Source organism: Epilithonimonas xixisoli (assembly GCF_004365655.1).
In the GTDB taxonomy this organism is placed as follows: domain Bacteria; phylum Bacteroidota; class Bacteroidia; order Flavobacteriales; family Weeksellaceae; genus Epilithonimonas; species Epilithonimonas xixisoli.
This window is the reverse complement of record NZ_SOEO01000002.1, coordinates 524,330-541,730: the sequence shown is the minus strand read 5'-3', so window position 1 is coordinate 541,730 and position 17,401 is coordinate 524,330. Positions and strand designations below refer to the sequence as shown.

Genomic DNA, 17,401 nt, shown 5'->3' with positions numbered 1-17,401 from the left:
ATTACCATCGATGTCTATTAATGTTTTAGATCAATATTTGCCGGCAGATACGCATCCCTTTCTCAAAACTTGGTTTTCGGATTATTATATTCATATAAAAATCACAAAAAACAGGAACAGCAAACTGGGCGATTACAGAAGAATGCCGGACAAGTCGCATCAGATTACCGTCAATTCCACTTTGGATAAGCAGTTGTTTTTCTTTGTTTTGACACACGAGTTGGCGCATCTCATTGCTTTTGAGAATTACAGTTTCCGCATCAGTGCGCACGGGAAAGAGTGGAAAGACACTTTTCGGAAAATGCTCTTGGAAAGTATTAATATTTATTCTGATGATCTTAAACCGATTATTCTCAATTTCGCCAAAAATCCTAAAGCTAATTTTATGGCAAGTCCGGAGCTAGTCCGCTATTTTCATATTGAAGATCCGGATGATGATTTTGTTTTTATCGAGACATTGACAATTAATGATGACTTTCATTACAAAGGCGATCAATACAAGATTCTTGAAAAAAAGAAAAAATTATATCTTTGTGTGAATTTAGCAAATTCAAAAAAATACTTATTCCGACCTCTTGCAAAGGTTGAAAAATTAGAGATCAATGAACAACAATAATTATTGCGTCATAATGGCGGGCGGTATTGGCAGCCGATTTTGGCCAATGAGCACCCAGAAGTTTCCAAAGCAATTTCACGATATTTTAGGAACAGGAAGAACGATGATTCAGCAGACTTTTGACAGAATCAATCAACTCATTCCCAAGGAAAATATATTTGTCATCACCAATCAGGAATATGTAGAGCTCACGCATCAACAGTTGCCAGATGTTCCTTTGGAAAACATTGTTGGTGAACCGGCAATGAAGAATACATCGGCCTGCAATCTCTATATGGCAAAAAAGATAGAAGCGCTCAATCCAGATGCTAATATGATTGTAATGCCCGCAGATCATTTGATTTTGAAAGAAAAAACCTTCCTAGATAAGGTAGATTTGGCATTTGATCTCGCATCAAAAAATGATTTTCTTATGACTTTGGGAATCACGCCAACGCGCCCCGATACAGGCTATGGTTATATCCAATTTATCCAGGAAAAGGATGAAAATTTTTCTAAAGTGAAAACCTTTACAGAAAAACCAAATCTAGAAATTGCTAAAAGTTTTATGGAATCCGGAGACTTCCTATGGAATGCTGGAATTTTTATCTGGAGCGCCAAAAGTATTCTGAAAGCTTTTAAAAAATATCTTCCCGAGATGACCAACCAGTTCAACAGTTGCGAGTACAACTGTGAATCTGAAAAGGAATGCATCAATGTGATTTATCCAATCGTCAATAAAGTTTCTATTGATAACGGAATCTTGGAAAAAGCCAATAATGTCTATGTAATCCCTGCCAACCTTGGCTGGAGCGATCTTGGAACTTGGACTTCTGTTTACACGAATGCCGATAAAAATGATGACAATAATGCCATCAGTTCCAAAAATGTTTTGACCTATAACTCAAAAGGAAACGTCATCAGAATCAAAAATCAAAATAAAGCAGCCGTTATCGACGGATTAAAAAATTATATCATTGTAGATACGGAAAAGGCTTTGCTTATCTGCCCACGAGATAACGACCAATTGATAAAAGATTATGTTCTGGATCTTAAAAACCTGAAAAAAGGCGAAAGATTTATGTAATCACTTTTATCTTTCAAAAAATATTTAACTCTTTGGTTTTTATCAAAGAGTTTTTTAATTTTAAAGAAAATAAAAACACAGATGCTTGTAAAAATTTTTGGTGCGGCCATTCACGGCGTTTCTGCACAGATTATTACCATAGAAGTTAATGTAGATCAAGGTGTTGGTTATCATTTGGTTGGCTTGCCAGACAATGCGATTAAGGAAAGTAGCTACAGGATTTCTGCTGCACTCAAGAATTCTGGATTCAAGATTCCGGGTAAGAAAATCACAATCAATATGGCACCTGCAGATTTGCGTAAAGAAGGTTCTGCTTATGATTTGAGCATCGCCTTGGGCATTTTGGCGGCTTCTGACCTTATAAAATCTGAGCATTTAAAAGATTATATCATTATGGGAGAACTATCTCTGGATGGCGGATTGCAGCCAATTCGAGGTGTTTTGCCAATCGCGATAAAAGCAAGAGAAGATGGTTTCAAAGGAATTATTCTTCCGAAGCAAAATGCAAGAGAAGCCGCCATCGTAAACCAGCTGGATGTTTACGGTGTCGAAAATATCAAACAAGTTATAGATTTCTTTAATGATGATATTCCTTTAGAAAAATTTGAAATAGATACCAGAAAAGAGTTTCAAGACAAGGTCAATCATTTCCCTTTTGACTTCGATGAGGTCAAAGGTCAAGAAGCGGCCAAACGAGCGATGGAAGTTGCTGCAGCCGGCGGTCATAATATCATTCTCATCGGTTCTCCCGGAAGTGGAAAGACAATGTTGGCGAAACGTTTACCCAGCATTTTGCCAGCTCTCAGTCTTAAGGAATCTTTGGAAACTACGAAGATCCATTCTGTTGCAGGAAAAATGGGAGCTGAAACGTCATTGATTACCATTCGTCCTTTTCGCTCGCCGCACCACACCATTTCGGACGTAGCTTTAGTTGGTGGCGGGAGTTATCCTCAGCCAGGCGAAATTTCCTTGGCTCATAATGGTGTTTTATTTTTGGATGAGATGCCTGAGTTCAAAAGAACCGTTCTGGAAGTAATGCGACAACCGTTAGAAGATAGAGTAGTAACCATTTCTCGAGCCAAATTTACCATAGAATATCCTGCAAGTTTTATGCTTGTCGCAAGTATGAATCCAAGTCCGAGTGGCTATTTCCCGGATGATCCCAATAACACGTCATCCACAATAGAAATGCAAAGATATATGAACAAACTTTCAGGGCCACTTCTCGACAGAATCGACATTCATATCGAAGTTTCAAAAGTAGAGTACGACCAGTTGGCCGAAAAGAGAAAAGGCGAGAGCAGTGAAAGTATCAGGGCACGCGTCAACAAAGCGAGAGAAATTCAAAATGAACGTTATAAGGATTCCGACATCAGTTATAATGCGCAGATGGGTTCCAAAGAAATGGAAAAATATTGCGAACTGGACGAGTATTCTCAATTATTAATCAAGGCGGCAATGCTTAAACTAAATCTTTCGGCGAGAGCTTACAGCAGAATTTTGAAAGTCGCCAGAACCATCGCCGATTTGGAAAATTCTGAAAATATCGAAGGCGATCACATCTCGGAAGCGATTCAATATCGTAGTTTGGATCGGGATTTTTGGAATGTTTAGAACATTCCACCTTCATTGGGATTCTCAAAAAAAGAATCAATCTCCAGATTACTGGATTTGGAAGCTTTTACGGCCAATTGATCACAAATCTCATTCTCAGGATGTCCTGCGTGACCTTTGATCCAATGAAACTTGGGTTGATGAAGTTGATAGAGTTTGTAGAATTCTTTCCAAAGATCCGGATTTTTCACATTTTTCCAACCACGTTTGATCCAGCCGTAAATCCATTTTTGGTTGATGGCATCTGCAACATATTTGCTATCGGTGTAGATATGAACCTCATTGTCAGATGTTCTCAGATTGCCGAGTGCCACGATGACCGCCATCAATTCCATCCTGTTGTTGGTGGTTTTGCGAAAACCTTTGGAGTAGGTTTTCTGATATTGTTTTTCGGGGACGCGCATCAGGATTCCGTAACCGCCCGGTCCGGGATTTCCACTGCAAGCGCCGTCTGTGTAGATTTCGACTTTCAAAATCAATAAAAATTTAAATCTGAATCTTCGTTATTGTAATCGAAGTCATAATCGTAATCATTAATAACTCCTATTCTATTTAACGAAATTCGGGAAAAAGGGTCTTCTTCTATAAGTGTGCCTATAATGTAATAAGGAAATTTAGCACTTTCTTTATAAGTACTCAAATGTTCTAAGATTATATCGTCAAAATTATACTTATTTAATATTATAACTTTTTCATCTTCAAGCTCATTGTCTAAAATATAATCTCTAAGGGATTTAATAGTTATCTTTCCAATGTATGAAATATCAATTTTCATCTTGTCAAAATATTTCGTTAGAACGGCATATCATCATCGTCATCATTCATCGCAGAGCCCGAAACTTGATTGTTACTTGGTAATCCAAATGCGGAATGCGGATCGCTTGTAATCGTGATTCTATCAAAACCAGAAGGCTCATCTTTTTGCCCGAAGTTGGAAGGCGTGTATTCATAGTTGGTTCCAAGATCGGCAAACTTACCAATGTTTTTGTGGAAAGCCAATCGTACATCGGCAGTCGCACCATTTCTATGTTTAGCAATGATGATCTCAGCTTGATTTTCCGTAGGTGTTTCTGCCCCTTCCTCATCATTATCCCAAACCGCGATTTTGTAATATTCTGGTCGGAAGATGAAGGAAACAATGTCGGCATCCTGCTCAATCGCCCCGGATTCACGGAGATCAGAAAGCATTGGTCTTTTCCCGGGACGTGTTTCCACACTTCTGGAAAGCTGTGACAATGCAATCACAGGAACGTTCAGTTCTTTTGCGATGGCTTTCAAGGAACGGGAAATCATAGAAATCTCTTGCTCACGGTTTCCGCCACCTTTTCCAGAACTTGCGGTCATCAGCTGGAGATAATCGACCATAATGATTTTCACACCGTGTTGCATTACCAATCTTCGGCATTTTGCACGGAAATCAAAAATGGAAAGAGATGGCGTTTCATCAATGTAAAGTGGTGCATTTTCCAATGCAGATACGTTCGTGAACAATCTTTGCCATTCTTCATCCGCCATTTGTCCTTTTCTCAATTTCTCAGATGAAATTCCGGTTTCGGAAGAAATCATCCTTGTAATCAACTGAACTGAAGCCATCTCCAGAGAGAACAATGCCATCGGAATGTTATGATCCACACAAATATTTCTCGCCATCGATAGAATGAAGGCCGTTTTTCCCATCGCCGGTCTTGCCGCGATGATGATGAGGTCAGAATTTTGCCAACCTCCGGTTTCTTTGTCAAGAGCTGTGAATCCAGATGGAACTCCAGACAATCCTTCTTTATCTTTTAAAGATTTGATTTTTTCAATCGCTTCTTTTACTAATGAATTGGCGGTGTCAAAACCTTTCTTGATAGTTCCGTTCGTGATTTCGAAGAAAGATTGTTCCGCTTTGTCCAGCAATTCGAAAACGTCGGTGGTTTCTTTGTAGGAACTGTCGATGACATTCGCAGAAACATTAATCAAAGATCTTAGAATGAATTTTTCCAAGATCACACGCACGTGATATTCGATATGAGCAGATGAACTCACGCCCATCGTCAAATCAATAATATAATGATCGCCACCAGCAAGACTCAGTTTTTCATTCTTTTTAAGATCCTGAATCACCGTCATCAAATCGATAGGAGAGTTGCTTTCGTACAATTTTAAAATCGAACCAAAGATGGTCTGATGTCTTGGATCGTAGAAAACATCGGGTGTCAAGAGATCGATGGAGTGATCGAGACCTTTTCTATCAATCAAAAAAGTTCCGATGACGATTTTCTCAAAATCCAATGCGTTGGGTGGCATTTTGCCATCCGAAATAGAGAGTTCCTTCGCAAAATTACCGTGAATCAAACTCGATAATGTGTCCTTCTGTGCCATTCTACAAAGATAGGATTTTTAAGATTTTATTGAATTATAGTTTTAGGCAAACAATCCACAAATAATTGTTAGTAAATCAAAAAATTAGGATTAATTGTAACAAATTAAGAAATCTGCGGACTTACTAGATAAGCTTTTGTGTTGGTAAAGCTTTTTATATCTTTAACAAAAACTTCACTATAATGTATTTGAAACTACTACAGCTCGAGCTCAAAAACTTTATTAGGAATCCACAATTTGGTGCCAATCTGGCAATGAAAATCCTTGCGGCATTTGGAATGGCATATTTCAGTTTGATGTTTGTGGGATTACCTTTTCTCCTTTATCACTACGCAAAACAGAAGATGCACGTAGATCCGCTCACGCTTTTCTGCAAGTTTTTCGTTTACTATTGGGCGTTTGATTTGGTTGTTCGTTATTTTATGCAACAAATGCCGACTCAGAATATCAAACCGTTTCTTACAACTGGACTCACGAAGAAAATTTTGGTAAAATACACAATTATAAAAACAATTTTCAATTTTTTCAATTGGGGTAATCTTTTGTTTTTGCTTCCGTTTGCCGGACTTTTGATTTTCGATGGTGGCTATCCTGTGACTTCTGTTTTGATGTTCTTGGTTGGGATTCAGGCGATATTTTATTTCAATAATTTCCTTAATATTTTGCTGAACGGAAAAGATGCTGTGGTTTACGCTGTTTTTGGGATAATGATTGCTTTGGGATTATTAGAATATTTCAAAATCATTCATCTTTCCGCCGTTTCTCAGGTTTTGTTTTATAGTTTCTACGATATTCCTGGTGTTTTCCTCATTCCTGTGTTTATGGCTTTGGGAACGATGTATTTGTGTTATCGATTTATCTTCGACAATTTTTATCTCGACAAAGGTCTTGAACTCAAAAAAGCAGAAGGAAAAACAGAAAACATCGAGTTTCTAAACCGTTACGGCGCAATGGGAACTTTTATTAATAATGACATTCGGCTTTTGAAAAGAAGCAAGGCAGCGAAATCAGCTGTAGTTGCAAGTTTCCTATTCTTGTTTTATGGATTGTTGGTGTTTACCAAAGGCTATGAAAATTCGTTTATGCAATTGTTTACGGGGATTTTCGTTACGGGCGGATTTATGTTTATGTTCGGACAGCGTGTTCCAAGTTGGGACAGCTCTTATTACCCATTGATGATGACGCAAAATGTGCCATACAAAGAATATTTGAAAGGAAAATGGGCGATGATTGTGATTGCGATTTTTGTCTCCATCATTCTTGGTTTGGCTTATGTTTTTGTAAGCTGGGAATTCTATCTAACTGTTCTGGGTGCAGGTTTGTACAACTTGGGTGTGAATTCTTACATTACTTTAATGGCTGGCGCATTCAACAAAAAACCAATTGATTTGGATACCAATGCAAAATCTTTCGGTGGAGGGAATAATTTCAATATGAAAACAATGTTGCTCTTGATTCCACAATTGCTTTTACCGATGGCTGTTTTTGCAGTTGTAAAATATTTCCTCGGGATTTATCCTGCAGTTGCAAGTCTTGGTCTTTTAGGAATCATCGGATTTCTGTTGAGAGACAAAATCTTCGACAGTATTGTTAAGATCTACAAAACTCAAAAATATTCTACATTAGAATCATTTAAAAAAGGTTAATTAATTCAGATTCAAAATTCTAATCTAATAAATAAAAAAAATTATGATCAGTATTCAAAATATATCCAAATCTTACGGCGCAAAGCAAGTCCTTAATATAGAAAATCTCGAAATTCCAAAAGGCGAAACTTTCGGATTAGTCGGAAATAACGGCGCGGGGAAAACCACACTTTTCAGCGTTTTGCTGGATTTGATAGAAGCAAGCACTGGTTTTATTTCCATCGATGGAATCAAAGTCAACGAGTCCGAAGCGTGGAAAACCAAAGTTTCTGCTTTTATTGATGATACTTTTTTGATTGGCTATCTCACGCCGGAGGAGTATTTTTATTTTATCGGAGAACTCAGAGGTCTTAAGAAAAATGCAGTTGATGACTTTCTAAAGCAGTTTTCAGATTTTTTCAACGGCGAAATCCTGAATGCGAAAAAGTACATCCGCGACCTTTCCAAAGGAAATATGAAAAAAGTTGGAATCGTTGGCGCATTGATTGGAACGCCGGAAATCATCGTTTTGGATGAGCCTTTTGCCAATCTGGATCCATCAACACAAATCAAACTGAAACATTTAATCCGTCTTTGGTCTCAAAATGCCAACATCACATTCTTGATTTCAAGCCACGATTTGGCGCATACGACCGATGTTTGCAATAGAATTGTCGTGCTGAATAAAGGATCATTGATAAAAGATATCCAAACCAGTCCGGAAACGCTTCGTGATTTGGAAAATTATTTCGCTGAGCAAATCACGCTTCAAGAAGAATTATAAAAGTAAAACCCACATTCGATTGTGGGTTTTTTGTTTTAATGTGAAGAAACTGCTTTTAGCCCAACGATGGAAGCAATTAATGTGAATATGAAAAATAATCGCCAAAATGTCGCTGGCTCTTTAAATATGAAAATCCCGACCAAAACAGTTCCCACAGCGCCAATTCCTGTCCAAACTGCATAAGCTGTTCCCAGCGGAAGTGTCTGTGTTGCTTTGATTAATAGAAGCATACTTGCTACGAGAGATATTGCAAATCCGCCGTACCAAAGGTAAGATTCTGTTCCCGATGTTTCTTTGGCTTTTCCCAAACAAGATGTGAATCCAACTTCAAAAAGTCCTCCAAGAATTAAAAAAATCCAGTTCATTATTTATCAATTTTAATGATGCAAAGTTCCGAATTCGAGGCGTTGAACTTTTATACAAATGTTAAAAAATCAATTAAATGTCACTTCGGATTCTACTCAAACTAACTTGCGTGATTCCCAAATAAGAAGCAATGTAACCCAACTGAACTCTTTGCAGAATCTCCGGTTGTTCTTTCAAAAGTTCCAAATAACGCTGACTCGCAGTTCTGAATTGTCTCGAAATAAAAAGTTCTTCGGTTTTCACCAATTCTTTTTCAGCTAATTTTCTTCCCCAATTTGCGATATTGATATCAGTTTCGAAAAGCTTTCTCAAATCATCGATTTTTAATTGATACAAAACCGAATTTTCCAAAAGTTGAATATTCTCATAATTCTGATGATTATCAACATAACTTTTCATCGGCAAAACCACATCGCCTTCTTTGCCAAACCAAAACGTCAAATCCTGATTTTCCTGAGGAACAAAAGCTCTCACAATTCCTTTTTTAATAAAGTAAATCGTCTTTTCCACCTTTCCAGCTTTGATGATAATCTTATCTTTCGGAAACTCAACTTCAGAAATTAGATTTTTTAAAACTGATTTCGAATGTTCTGGAAGTGGAAATATTTGGTCAAGAATTGTATCAATATTCATAAGTGAAATTTAATAAAAATAAAAACTCCGAGAAAAATGCCTCGGAGTTTGTCTATTATCTTTTGTCTAAAAGTCTATTTTCTATTTAAGACTCCCAACCATATCTTCAGGTTTTACCCACTCGTCAAATTGTTCTGCAGTCAAAAGTCCAAGATTTACAGCCTCTTCTTTCAAAGTAGTTCCGTTTTTGTGAGCTGTTTTAGCAATTTTCGCAGCATTTTCGTAACCGATGTGCGTGTTAAGTGCTGTCACCAACATCAAAGATTTGTCAACCAATTCCTTGATTCTCGGTTCGTTTGGTTCGATTCCAACCGCACAATGGTCATTGAATGAAATCATAGAATCCGCCAACAACTGTGCAGACTGTAAGAAATTGTACGCCATCACAGGTTTGAAAACATTCAGTTCGTAATTTCCTTGCGTTCCGGCGAAAGAGATTGTCGTATCGTTTCCAAGAACTTGTGCACAAACCATTGTAATCGCTTCATTCTGAGTAGGATTCACTTTTCCTGGCATAATTGATGAACCTGGTTCGTTCTCTGGAATTAGGATTTCACCGATTCCAGATCTTGGTCCAGAAGCCAACAGTCTAATGTCCTGAGCAATTTTATATAGAGAAACCGCCAATTGCTTCAAAGCACCGTGAGATTCCACAATTCCGTCGTGCGCTGCCAAAGCCTCAAATTTATTCGGAGCCGTCACGAAAGGAAGTCCAGTGAAGTCTGCAATATATTTTGCCACCAAAACATCATAACCTTTCGGTGTATTCAGTCCAGTTCCAACAGCCGTTCCACCAAGCGCCAATTCTTTCAAGTGATCCAAAGTATTATTGATTGCTTTTTTTGCGTAATCCAACTGAGCAACATAACCAGAGAATTCTTGTCCAAGCGTTAAAGGCGTCGCATCCATCAGGTGCGTTCTTCCGATTTTTACAATATTTTGGAATTTCTTCGCTTTTTCGTCAAGCGTATTTCTCAATTTTTCCAAGGCAGGCAAAGTCTCTTTCACCACTTTCGTGTAAGCTGCGATGTGCATTGCCGTCGGATAAGTGTCGTTGGAAGACTGAGATTTGTTCACATCGTCATTCGGGTGAACCAAAGTTTTTTCTCCAAGATTTCCGCCGTTCAAAACGTGAGATCGGTTCGCAACCACTTCGTTCACATTCATATTAGATTGTGTCCCAGAACCCGTTTGCCAGATTACCAAAGGAAATTCGTCGTACAATTTTCCTTCGAGGATCTCATCACAAACTTTCCCGATCAGGTCTCTTTTTTCATTATCAAGAACGCCTAATTCTGCATTTGTAAAAGCAGCGGCTTTCTTAAGGTAAGCAAATGCATCGATGATCTCGCGAGGCATACTTCCTTCCGGCCCGATTTTGAAATTATTTCTGGAACGCTCCGTCTGTGCACCCCAAAATTTCTCTGCAGGCACTTGCACGTCGCCCATTGTGTCTTTTTCGATTCTGAAACTCATTATATTATATTTATTATTTTTAGAAGTTTATTGACTTTGTCGGACAGTTATTTTATTTGGAGCTATTTCCCGCTTTCCGCTATTACTCCTCACGCCAAGGCTTTTCCCAGCGCTTGTTGTGGGGTAACCCGCTGCAATCGGGGCTAGGGGTTTGGTTTATTTTTTCCAACTTTTCCCACTAACTTTCACTGATTTTTACAACCTTACGAAAATACTAAAAACTAAAAGTTTAGCAAAATAAAAAAATCAATCCAGAAATTTTGTGAAATAGAATAAAAACGTCTATTTTTGCTCAAAATAAATAGCATTATGATGTTATCAGCATTTTGGCCTTTTTACCAATTTTTATGGACAGTTTATTTCTTCACAATGTTTTTGTGTGGATTTTGGTGTATTTTTATGTTCTTCGGATTTATCGTACCACTTTGGTTAACAGAGGGTGTAGCGGAATATTTCGGGAAGATCAATAAGAATTTTGATCCAGAGCAAGTGAGATACAAAAAGCTTTATGAGCAAGAAGGCGTAGAGGTAATCTACCAAAGACCAGCTGGCGAAAAACCAGTAAGCCACGGTCACCACCATTAATTTGGCAATTTTCTTTTCGTGAGAGATTGCACTCAAAGCGAAACAATATATATTTAAATCCATTCTTTTTTAAGAGTGGATTTTCTTTTGAACCACAAAAGTCACAAAGGGACAATTATAAAACATAGTTTAAAAGATTACAAAGGAAAATTTTTCTGAGAACAAATCCTTTTTTGAACTTCAGAAAAAATAAAAAAACTTTTGTGGTTTAGTATTTTTCACGTAACTGTATTAGAATCAAAACTTCCAACATCCGTCTTCCTGCTTCCGACTTAAATCTTAATTCCATATCTTTGCAAACTAAAATTTACCTATGTCCAAGTCATTAATTCCAAAACTGGAAGCGATAAAACAACGATATAATGAGGTCGCAGATCTTATAATCCAACCAGATGTGATCACTGACCAAAAAAGATATTCCACACTCAACAAAGAATACAGCGATCTCGGAAAGATCGTGAAAGTATTTGACGAATATAAAGGCGCGCTTGATACGATTGCAGAATCCGACGAAATCATTGCCGACGGTTCTGACAAAGAATTCGTAGAAATGGCAAAGCAGGAAAAGTATGAAGCAATGGACAAACTTCCTGAGTATGAAGAACAACTTAAGTTCCTTCTGATCCCGAAAGATCCAACTGATGATAAAAACGTAATCGTGGAACTTCGTGCCGGAACTGGTGGCGATGAAGCGGCAATCTTCGTGGAAGATGTTTACAGAGCTTACGCGATGTATTTCAAAACCAAAGGTTGGAAGCACGAGATCACAGATTCCAGCGAATCTGCCAAAGGTTATAAAGAACTAATCTTAAAAGTAGAAGGAGAAGGCGTTTACGGAATTATGAAATTTGAATCTGGTGTTCACCGCGTTCAACGTGTTCCGGAAACAGAATCCCAAGGTCGCGTTCACACATCTGCAATTACAATTGCTGTTTTACCAGAAGCAGAAGAAATCGATTTTGAATTGAATCCTGCAGACATCGAAATGCAGACTTCCCGTTCCGGAGGTGCTGGTGGACAGAACGTAAACAAGGTTGAGACGAAAGTTCAGTTGACACACAAACCGTCTGGAATGGTCGTGGTTTGTCAGCAAGCCCGTTCTCAGTTGGCGAACAGAGAGTTAGCAATGGAAATGCTTCGTACCAAATTATACGATATCGAGGTTCAAAAATCTGTCGGAGATATTGCGGCGCAACGTAAATCTATGGTTTCTACAGGCGACCGTTCTGCAAAGATCAAAACTTACAATTATCCGCAAGGAAGAGTTACGGATCACAGAATCAACAAATCGATGTACAATTTGGATGCTTATATGAATGGCGATATTTCTGAAATGATCGATGCTGTAATAATGGCGGAAAACGCTGAAAAATTAAAAGGTGAAGAAGAAGGGATTTCTTAAGATTCTCAATTACATAAAAACAAAAGACTGCAGATTTGCAGTCTTTTTCTATTTTACTTTATCTATTCCTCGGAGTCCATTAAACCTAATTCCGTATTTCCAATTGCAATAGGCGAAGAATTGATACAGCCGATATTCAAAATCTAATCCGTAGTTTTCTTTTGGATCATAATCTATCGCGACTTCATAAAAGTTGGGATTGACTCCGGAATAGAATCGGTTATTCCATTCAGCGACCAAAATCGTGTTCCGAGACTTCAAACTACTTTCCGTAAACATTGACTTTGGTTGTGCTCTAGATGCTACAAAGTTTTCATATTCTGCATCAAAGACAGTGATTTCCCACTCATCTGCAGAATCGGTTTTCTTCTGCGTCGCAAGTGATGGCTTTTGAACTTCCGCTAATGGTTTTGAACTCGCAGAGCAAGACCAGATGAAAGCTGAGATTATAGCAATGACAATTAGATTTTTCATTTTGATCAATTATAAACTTAATTAAACAAAAAACCGTTCCAAAGATTTGAAACGGTTTGTATATTAATAAGATTCTTAAGGTGTTGGATCTTTCTGAAGAATCACAAATGCTGGAAAGTGATCGGAATAGCCTCCCGTAAACTTGTCTCCAGCCCAAGATCGGAAAGGATAACCTTTGTAATTTCCCTCTTTGGTAACCAAATATGCTGGTGCAAAAATCTCTGCTTTGAAAACGGTGTAGTCTTTTCTAACTTCGTTTTTAGGAGCATAAAGATTAGATGACACGATAATTTGATCAAATAAATTCGGAGCATCTTGATATGCTAATGATGCAACACCCTTTTTGTATAAAGGATACATCAGATTAAGATACGGCGAAGTTTCTGAAAGATCTTTTGGATTCCCAACAGCCTTCAAACCATTTTTTAAACTAGAGCTCACAGGGTCATCATTGAAATCTCCCATTGCAAACATCTTAGTAGAAGGATCAAGAGCTTGCACGCTGTCCATCTGTTGTTTTAGAACTGCTGCCGCTGCATTACGCTTTGGAAGAGAAGCTGCTTCTCCACCTCTTCTGGATGGCCAGTGATTTAGGAAAAATGCTACTTTTTCATTGTCCAAGAAACCAGTAAGAACCACAATGTCTCTTGTGTACTCTCTTCTTCCGCCTTCTCCAAAAATTTTCACCTCTTTTTTCCAAGATTTGGAAGGAGAGAATCTTCTTTTTTGATAGATGAAAGCGACATCTATCCCTCTGTAATCATACGAGTTGTAATGTGCAATTCCGTAATCGTACTTTGCAATAGACGGTTCTTTTACAAGGTCTTCTATTACTTGTCTGTTTTCTACTTCTATTAGACCAACCACAACTGGAGCTGTATTGGTATAAGCTTTTCCCATCTCGGAAATTACTTTGGCGCCATTCTCCAATTTTTGTTTGTACACATTATAAGTATAGTTTTTACCGCTTTTTGGTGTGAACTCTTCAGAACCGCCTTGGATTCTTACCACTTTTTTGCCTTTAAGTGCTTCGTCGTTCCACGGACCTGCGTAATCTTTTTCAGTTACTTCAAGATATTTTATAGAATCTAAAGGAACACTTCTGTGAAAAGCGGGGTTTGTAATGTCTTTGGTTCCATCGATGTAATCTGCAGAACGAATCGTGTCCCACAGGTTTTCTACGTTTAGAAAACCAACTGTAGCTACCCTTACTTGTTTCTTTTGCTGAGCAGATAATAAGGAAATACTAAAAATAGCAATTAAGCTAAAAATATGTTTCATAGTAAAATATGTAAGGCTACAAAAGTAATTTTTTTTAGATAGTTGCAAAATAAAAATTTCAAATTTTTAATTATTAATAATTATGTTTTGAAAAATTGATAATTTGTTAAAATAAAAAAAATGTTAAAAAGTTTTAATTATAGAAAATTTATTTACATTTGCCTTCCGTGTGTAACGGACTGTATATTAGAAAAAAAGAGCAAACAAAACCTAATTGATTTATGATTAAAAAATTATCATTAATCTCCTTATTTACAATGCTTCCAGCATCATTTTACTACGCACAAACTACGGTTTTTGCATACCTAAAAGATGCCGACGGGAAACCGGTAGAAAAAGCACAAGTTGATCTAAAGGGGGAGGCTAATAGTGTTTCGGCAGACAAAATTGGATATTTCCAGTTTGTAGATCTGAAATCCGGGCATTATCAGATTGTGGTAACAAAGGCAAATTTCGAACCAAAAACTTTCGAATTTGACATTACTACGGAAAAGAGAAAAGATTTGGGGGTAATCACCCTTTATTCTACTTTGACAGGAGCAGACCAAGGGCTTGCAATCCTTGATAACTCTGGAGATGAAGACAGCGGACAATCCTCTACTGTTGGTTTGTTGCAATCTTCTCAAGATGTTTTCAACAGAATTGCTAGTTTCGACCTTGGTGCTTATTGGTTCAGACCAAGAGGTGTTGACGGAAGAACTTCTGAAAATATGCTAAACGGAATTTCTATGGTGAAATCTGATAATGGAAATGTGGATTTTTCTAACTGGGGAGGGCTTAATGAAATTGTAAGATACCCAGAAATTGCTGCAAACCATTCGCCTTCAGAATATGCATTTGGAGGATCTAGCGGTGTTATTTACAAAAACACAAAAGCTAGCGAATACAGAAAAGGTTTCCAGGCTGTATATTCACTTACAAACAGAAACTACAGACAAAGAGTTTCTCTTAGATATACTTCGGGGATGTCTAAAAGTGGTTGGGCTTTCACCTTGATGGGGGCTAAAAGATGGGCAGAAGAAGGAATCCAAGAAGGTACTTTCTATGATGCTTATGGTACTTATTTAGGTGTTGAGAAGAAAATTAATGATAATCATACTATTACATTCAATGCATTTGCATCGCCTACAAGAAGATCTACTTCTAGCCCAAATACGCAGGAAGTGTATGATTATAGAGGCGTACATTATAACTCCTATTGGGGATGGCAGAATGGTGAAAAAAGAAATGAAAGAGTTAGGAAAGGTTTCCAGCCTATTTTCCAATTACAGGATTTCTTGAAACTTAATAAGAATTCTAATCTATGGACTTCTATTTCTTATCAGTTTGGTAAAGATAGTGGATCTAGAATGGATTGGCAGAATGCAAGTAATCCATCGCCAACTTATTACAAAAAATTACCAAGTTATTATTCCAACAGTATAGATTTTAATGCGTATCATAATGTTCAAGATCCTGCATTATATACAGAATTAAAAAACGGTCGTGATGCGGCTATGGAAAACTGGGTTAATAATAACCAGGAAGTTACTCAGCTTAACTGGAATTCTTTATATGATATTAATCGTAGGAAAGACAGTTTTGACCAGCAAGAAATGTTTACGAAATATGGTCTTACAGGAAACAGAGCAAAATATTTTCTTGTAAATGACGTAAGTGATGATAAGATCTGGAATGCAGCAACACATTATACCTACAACTTTACAGACAAGTCTAAATTTTTGCTAAACGTTTCTTATCAGAATTTTCGTTCCGAATATTACCGAGAAGTTGAGGATATGTTGGGTGCAGATTATGTATTGGGAGTTGATCCATTTGCAGATTCCAACAGAAAAGGATCTTCTGGTCTATATGATATAAATGATACCAGCCTTGCAAAACACGTTGGTGATAAAATTGGCTATAACTACATCTTAAGAAGACAAGAGGTAAAAGTAAATCCAGGAGTTAAGTTTTCCACAGGAAATTTTGATGTTTTTGTAAGTGGTTTATTTGGATATTCAACTTCTAATAGAGAAGGATTGTTCCAGCATTATCTTTATCAAAACAATTCTCTTGGAAAAAGTAGAGATTTCAATTACTGGAATTATGGTTTGAAAAGCCAAATCGTTTATAGACTTAACGGTAGAAACTTCTTAGTTTACAACGGTGCTTATTTCACACAATCACCATTCTTGGAAGATATCTTTATTAATCCAAGAAATAATAACTATTCGGCTCCAGGTATAAAAAATACCAAAATCAGTGCGAATGACCTGAGTTATGTTATTTCTACACCAAAAATGAAATTGAGAGCAACCGGATACCTTGTTGACACACAGGATGATACAGGGGTTCAGAGGTTTTTTGCAGACGGGCTTAGCCTTGCTACAAGTACAGATGACGAAAATACAGGCGACGCAGGACAAACAGCAAGTGCTTTCGTAGTACAAACAATGTCCAACGTGAACAAGAGAAATATGGGAGCAGAATTGGGTATTGATTATAAAATACTTACAACGCTTTCCTTCCAAGGGGTAGCAAACTGGGGAGATTACACTTACAGAAACAATCCGACGGTTTATTTTGCATCAGATGTAGTAGCAGCTCCATATGTTGATTATGGAAAAACCAACATCAAAGGAATGAAAGTTGGAGGTACGCCTCAGAAAGCATTCTCAGCAGGATTACGTTACAGCGATCCTCATTACTGGTGGGTAGGTGCTAACTGGAATTACCTAGATGATAATAATCTTGATCCTAATGCTATTACAAGAAGTGATGAGTGGTATACAAACAATGTAAGTAACACACCAATTACAACATTGACCCAGGAAAAGTTAGATTATTATATGAGTCAGAAAAAATTACCGTCTGCGCATTTTATTAATGCTAATGTTGGAAAATCTTGGATCTTTGGGAAATACTATTTGTTGATTTCTGCATCTGTTAACAATATTTTGGATAATACAAAATATATAACTGGTGGATTTGAGCAAATAAGAAATACCAACGGTAATGTTGATTTCGAAAATGATTTTAATAGTAAAACCCCGAACTTTGCACCTAAATATTGGTACACACAAGGACGTTCCTACTTCGTTAATTTACAAGTTAGATTCTAATTAATAATTTT

General features: G+C 37.4%; 16 protein-coding genes. 8 read left to right on the top strand and 8 right to left on the bottom strand.

All coding sequences use genetic code 11. The annotated features are described in order from the left end of the window. Positions 1–10: 10 nt before the first annotated feature. The 3 genes from B0I22_RS09860 to B0I22_RS09850 all read left to right on the top strand — a co-directional run bounded on the left by B0I22_RS09860 (position 11) and on the right by B0I22_RS09850 (position 3,296). A complete protein-coding gene (locus B0I22_RS09860; protein ID WP_133944489.1) occupies positions 11–616 on the top strand; it encodes a SprT-like domain-containing protein in 606 nt (201 codons plus the stop codon). Continuing rightward, positions 603–1,682 carry a mannose-1-phosphate guanylyltransferase gene (locus B0I22_RS09855; protein ID WP_246022187.1) on the top strand — a complete coding sequence of 360 codons (1,080 nt, stop codon included), beginning with the start codon at positions 603–605 and terminating at the stop codon, positions 1,680–1,682. The genes B0I22_RS09860 and B0I22_RS09855 overlap by 14 nt, the downstream gene beginning before the upstream one ends. Before the next feature lie 81 nt (positions 1,683–1,763). Then, positions 1,764–3,296 carry a YifB family Mg chelatase-like AAA ATPase gene (locus B0I22_RS09850; RefSeq protein ID WP_133944488.1) on the top strand — a complete coding sequence of 511 codons (1,533 nt, stop codon included), beginning with the start codon at positions 1,764–1,766 and terminating at the stop codon, positions 3,294–3,296. On the opposite strand, the gene rnhA is transcribed toward B0I22_RS09850, so the two are convergent. From rnhA to dnaB, 3 genes are read right to left on the bottom strand one after another with little or no spacing between them, the layout of a single operon-like run. Further along, positions 3,293–3,769: a ribonuclease HI gene (gene rnhA, locus B0I22_RS09845; protein ID WP_133944487.1), complete on the bottom strand. Its 477-nt coding sequence runs from the start codon at positions 3,767–3,769 to the stop codon at positions 3,293–3,295. The genes B0I22_RS09850 and rnhA overlap by 4 nt on opposite strands. 2 nt (positions 3,770–3,771) lie before the next feature. Further along, on the bottom strand, positions 3,772–4,071 hold the full coding sequence (locus tag B0I22_RS09840; protein ID WP_133944486.1) for a hypothetical protein: 300 nt from the start codon (positions 4,069–4,071) through the stop codon (positions 3,772–3,774). Between the two features lie 17 nt (positions 4,072–4,088). Then, the gene (gene dnaB, locus B0I22_RS09835) at positions 4,089–5,660 is read right to left on the bottom strand and encodes a replicative DNA helicase (protein WP_133944485.1); all 1,572 of its coding nucleotides are present in this window, start codon (positions 5,658–5,660) and stop codon (positions 4,089–4,091) included. Positions 5,661–5,842: 182 nt separating this feature from the next. Here dnaB and B0I22_RS09830 point away from each other — a divergent pair, with 182 nt between their 5' ends. Continuing rightward, on the top strand, positions 5,843–7,306 hold the full coding sequence (locus tag B0I22_RS09830) for a DUF5687 family protein (protein ID WP_133944484.1): 1,464 nt from the start codon (positions 5,843–5,845) through the stop codon (positions 7,304–7,306). A gap of 43 nt (positions 7,307–7,349) precedes the next feature. Next, positions 7,350–8,069 carry an ABC transporter ATP-binding protein gene (locus tag B0I22_RS09825; RefSeq protein ID WP_133944483.1) on the top strand — a complete coding sequence of 240 codons (720 nt, stop codon included), beginning with the start codon at positions 7,350–7,352 and terminating at the stop codon, positions 8,067–8,069. A 35-nt stretch (positions 8,070–8,104) separates the two neighbouring features. Here B0I22_RS09825 and B0I22_RS09820 read toward each other — a convergent pair whose 3' ends face one another. From B0I22_RS09820 to fumC, 3 genes are all read right to left on the bottom strand, one after another. After that, positions 8,105–8,434: a DMT family transporter gene (locus B0I22_RS09820; protein WP_133944482.1), complete on the bottom strand. Its 330-nt coding sequence runs from the start codon at positions 8,432–8,434 to the stop codon at positions 8,105–8,107. Between the two features lie 73 nt (positions 8,435–8,507). After that, positions 8,508–9,068, bottom strand: coding sequence for a Crp/Fnr family transcriptional regulator (locus tag B0I22_RS09815; protein WP_133944481.1), 561 nt, complete (start codon positions 9,066–9,068; stop codon positions 8,508–8,510). Between the two features lie 81 nt (positions 9,069–9,149). After that, positions 9,150–10,544 (bottom strand): class II fumarate hydratase, encoded by a 1,395-nt coding sequence (fumC, locus tag B0I22_RS09810; RefSeq protein WP_133944480.1) that lies wholly within the window; start codon positions 10,542–10,544, stop codon positions 9,150–9,152. A gap of 309 nt (positions 10,545–10,853) precedes the next feature. Here fumC and B0I22_RS09805 point away from each other — a divergent pair, with 309 nt between their 5' ends. Both B0I22_RS09805 and prfA read left to right on the top strand, forming a co-directional pair. Next, positions 10,854–11,129: a hypothetical protein gene (locus tag B0I22_RS09805; RefSeq protein WP_133944479.1), complete on the top strand. Its 276-nt coding sequence runs from the start codon at positions 10,854–10,856 to the stop codon at positions 11,127–11,129. Between the two features lie 313 nt (positions 11,130–11,442). Beyond that, positions 11,443–12,531: a peptide chain release factor 1 gene (gene prfA, locus B0I22_RS09800; protein WP_133944478.1), complete on the top strand. Its 1,089-nt coding sequence runs from the start codon at positions 11,443–11,445 to the stop codon at positions 12,529–12,531. A gap of 48 nt (positions 12,532–12,579) precedes the next feature. On the opposite strand, the gene B0I22_RS09795 is transcribed toward prfA, so the two are convergent. Together B0I22_RS09795 and B0I22_RS09790 are read right to left on the bottom strand one after the other, a co-directional pair. Next, positions 12,580–13,005, bottom strand: a complete 426-nt coding sequence (locus tag B0I22_RS09795) for a DUF6146 family protein (protein WP_133944477.1) — start codon at positions 13,003–13,005, stop codon at positions 12,580–12,582. 75 nt (positions 13,006–13,080) lie between these two features. Further along, positions 13,081–14,286 carry an endonuclease/exonuclease/phosphatase family protein gene (locus B0I22_RS09790; protein WP_133944476.1) on the bottom strand — a complete coding sequence of 402 codons (1,206 nt, stop codon included), beginning with the start codon at positions 14,284–14,286 and terminating at the stop codon, positions 13,081–13,083. 221 nt (positions 14,287–14,507) lie between these two features. Between B0I22_RS09790 and B0I22_RS09785 the strand changes: the two genes are divergently transcribed. Continuing rightward, entirely contained in the window at positions 14,508–17,390 is a 2,883-nt protein-coding gene (locus B0I22_RS09785; protein ID WP_133944475.1) for a carboxypeptidase-like regulatory domain-containing protein, read from the top strand. The last annotated feature ends 11 nt before the right edge of the window (positions 17,391–17,401 follow it).

Excerpts from the sequence above, each read along its gene's own strand:
- fumC (WP_133944480.1), bottom strand. The coding sequence starts at position 10,544 with ATGAGTTTCAGAATCGAAAAAGACACAATGGGCGACGTGCAAGTGCCT.
- B0I22_RS09860 (WP_133944489.1), top strand. The coding sequence starts at position 11 with ATGTCTATTAATGTTTTAGATCAATATTTGCCGGCAGATACGCATCCC.
- B0I22_RS09795 (WP_133944477.1), bottom strand. The coding sequence starts at position 13,005 with ATGAAAAATCTAATTGTCATTGCTATAATCTCAGCTTTCATCTGGTCT.
- B0I22_RS09805 (WP_133944479.1), top strand. The coding sequence starts at position 10,854 with ATGATGTTATCAGCATTTTGGCCTTTTTACCAATTTTTATGGACAGTT.
- prfA (WP_133944478.1), top strand. The coding sequence starts at position 11,443 with ATGTCCAAGTCATTAATTCCAAAACTGGAAGCGATAAAACAACGATAT.
- B0I22_RS09855 (WP_246022187.1), top strand. The coding sequence starts at position 603 with ATGAACAACAATAATTATTGCGTCATAATGGCGGGCGGTATTGGCAGC.
- B0I22_RS09850 (WP_133944488.1), top strand. The coding sequence starts at position 1,764 with ATGCTTGTAAAAATTTTTGGTGCGGCCATTCACGGCGTTTCTGCACAG.
- B0I22_RS09825 (WP_133944483.1), top strand. The coding sequence starts at position 7,350 with ATGATCAGTATTCAAAATATATCCAAATCTTACGGCGCAAAGCAAGTC.
- B0I22_RS09840 (WP_133944486.1), bottom strand. The coding sequence starts at position 4,071 with ATGAAAATTGATATTTCATACATTGGAAAGATAACTATTAAATCCCTT.
- B0I22_RS09815 (WP_133944481.1), bottom strand. The coding sequence starts at position 9,068 with ATGAATATTGATACAATTCTTGACCAAATATTTCCACTTCCAGAACAT.
- B0I22_RS09785 (WP_133944475.1), top strand. The coding sequence starts at position 14,508 with ATGATTAAAAAATTATCATTAATCTCCTTATTTACAATGCTTCCAGCA.
- B0I22_RS09790 (WP_133944476.1), bottom strand. The coding sequence starts at position 14,286 with ATGAAACATATTTTTAGCTTAATTGCTATTTTTAGTATTTCCTTATTA.
- B0I22_RS09830 (WP_133944484.1), top strand. The coding sequence starts at position 5,843 with ATGTATTTGAAACTACTACAGCTCGAGCTCAAAAACTTTATTAGGAAT.
- B0I22_RS09820 (WP_133944482.1), bottom strand. The coding sequence starts at position 8,434 with ATGAACTGGATTTTTTTAATTCTTGGAGGACTTTTTGAAGTTGGATTC.
- dnaB (WP_133944485.1), bottom strand. The coding sequence starts at position 5,660 with ATGGCACAGAAGGACACATTATCGAGTTTGATTCACGGTAATTTTGCG.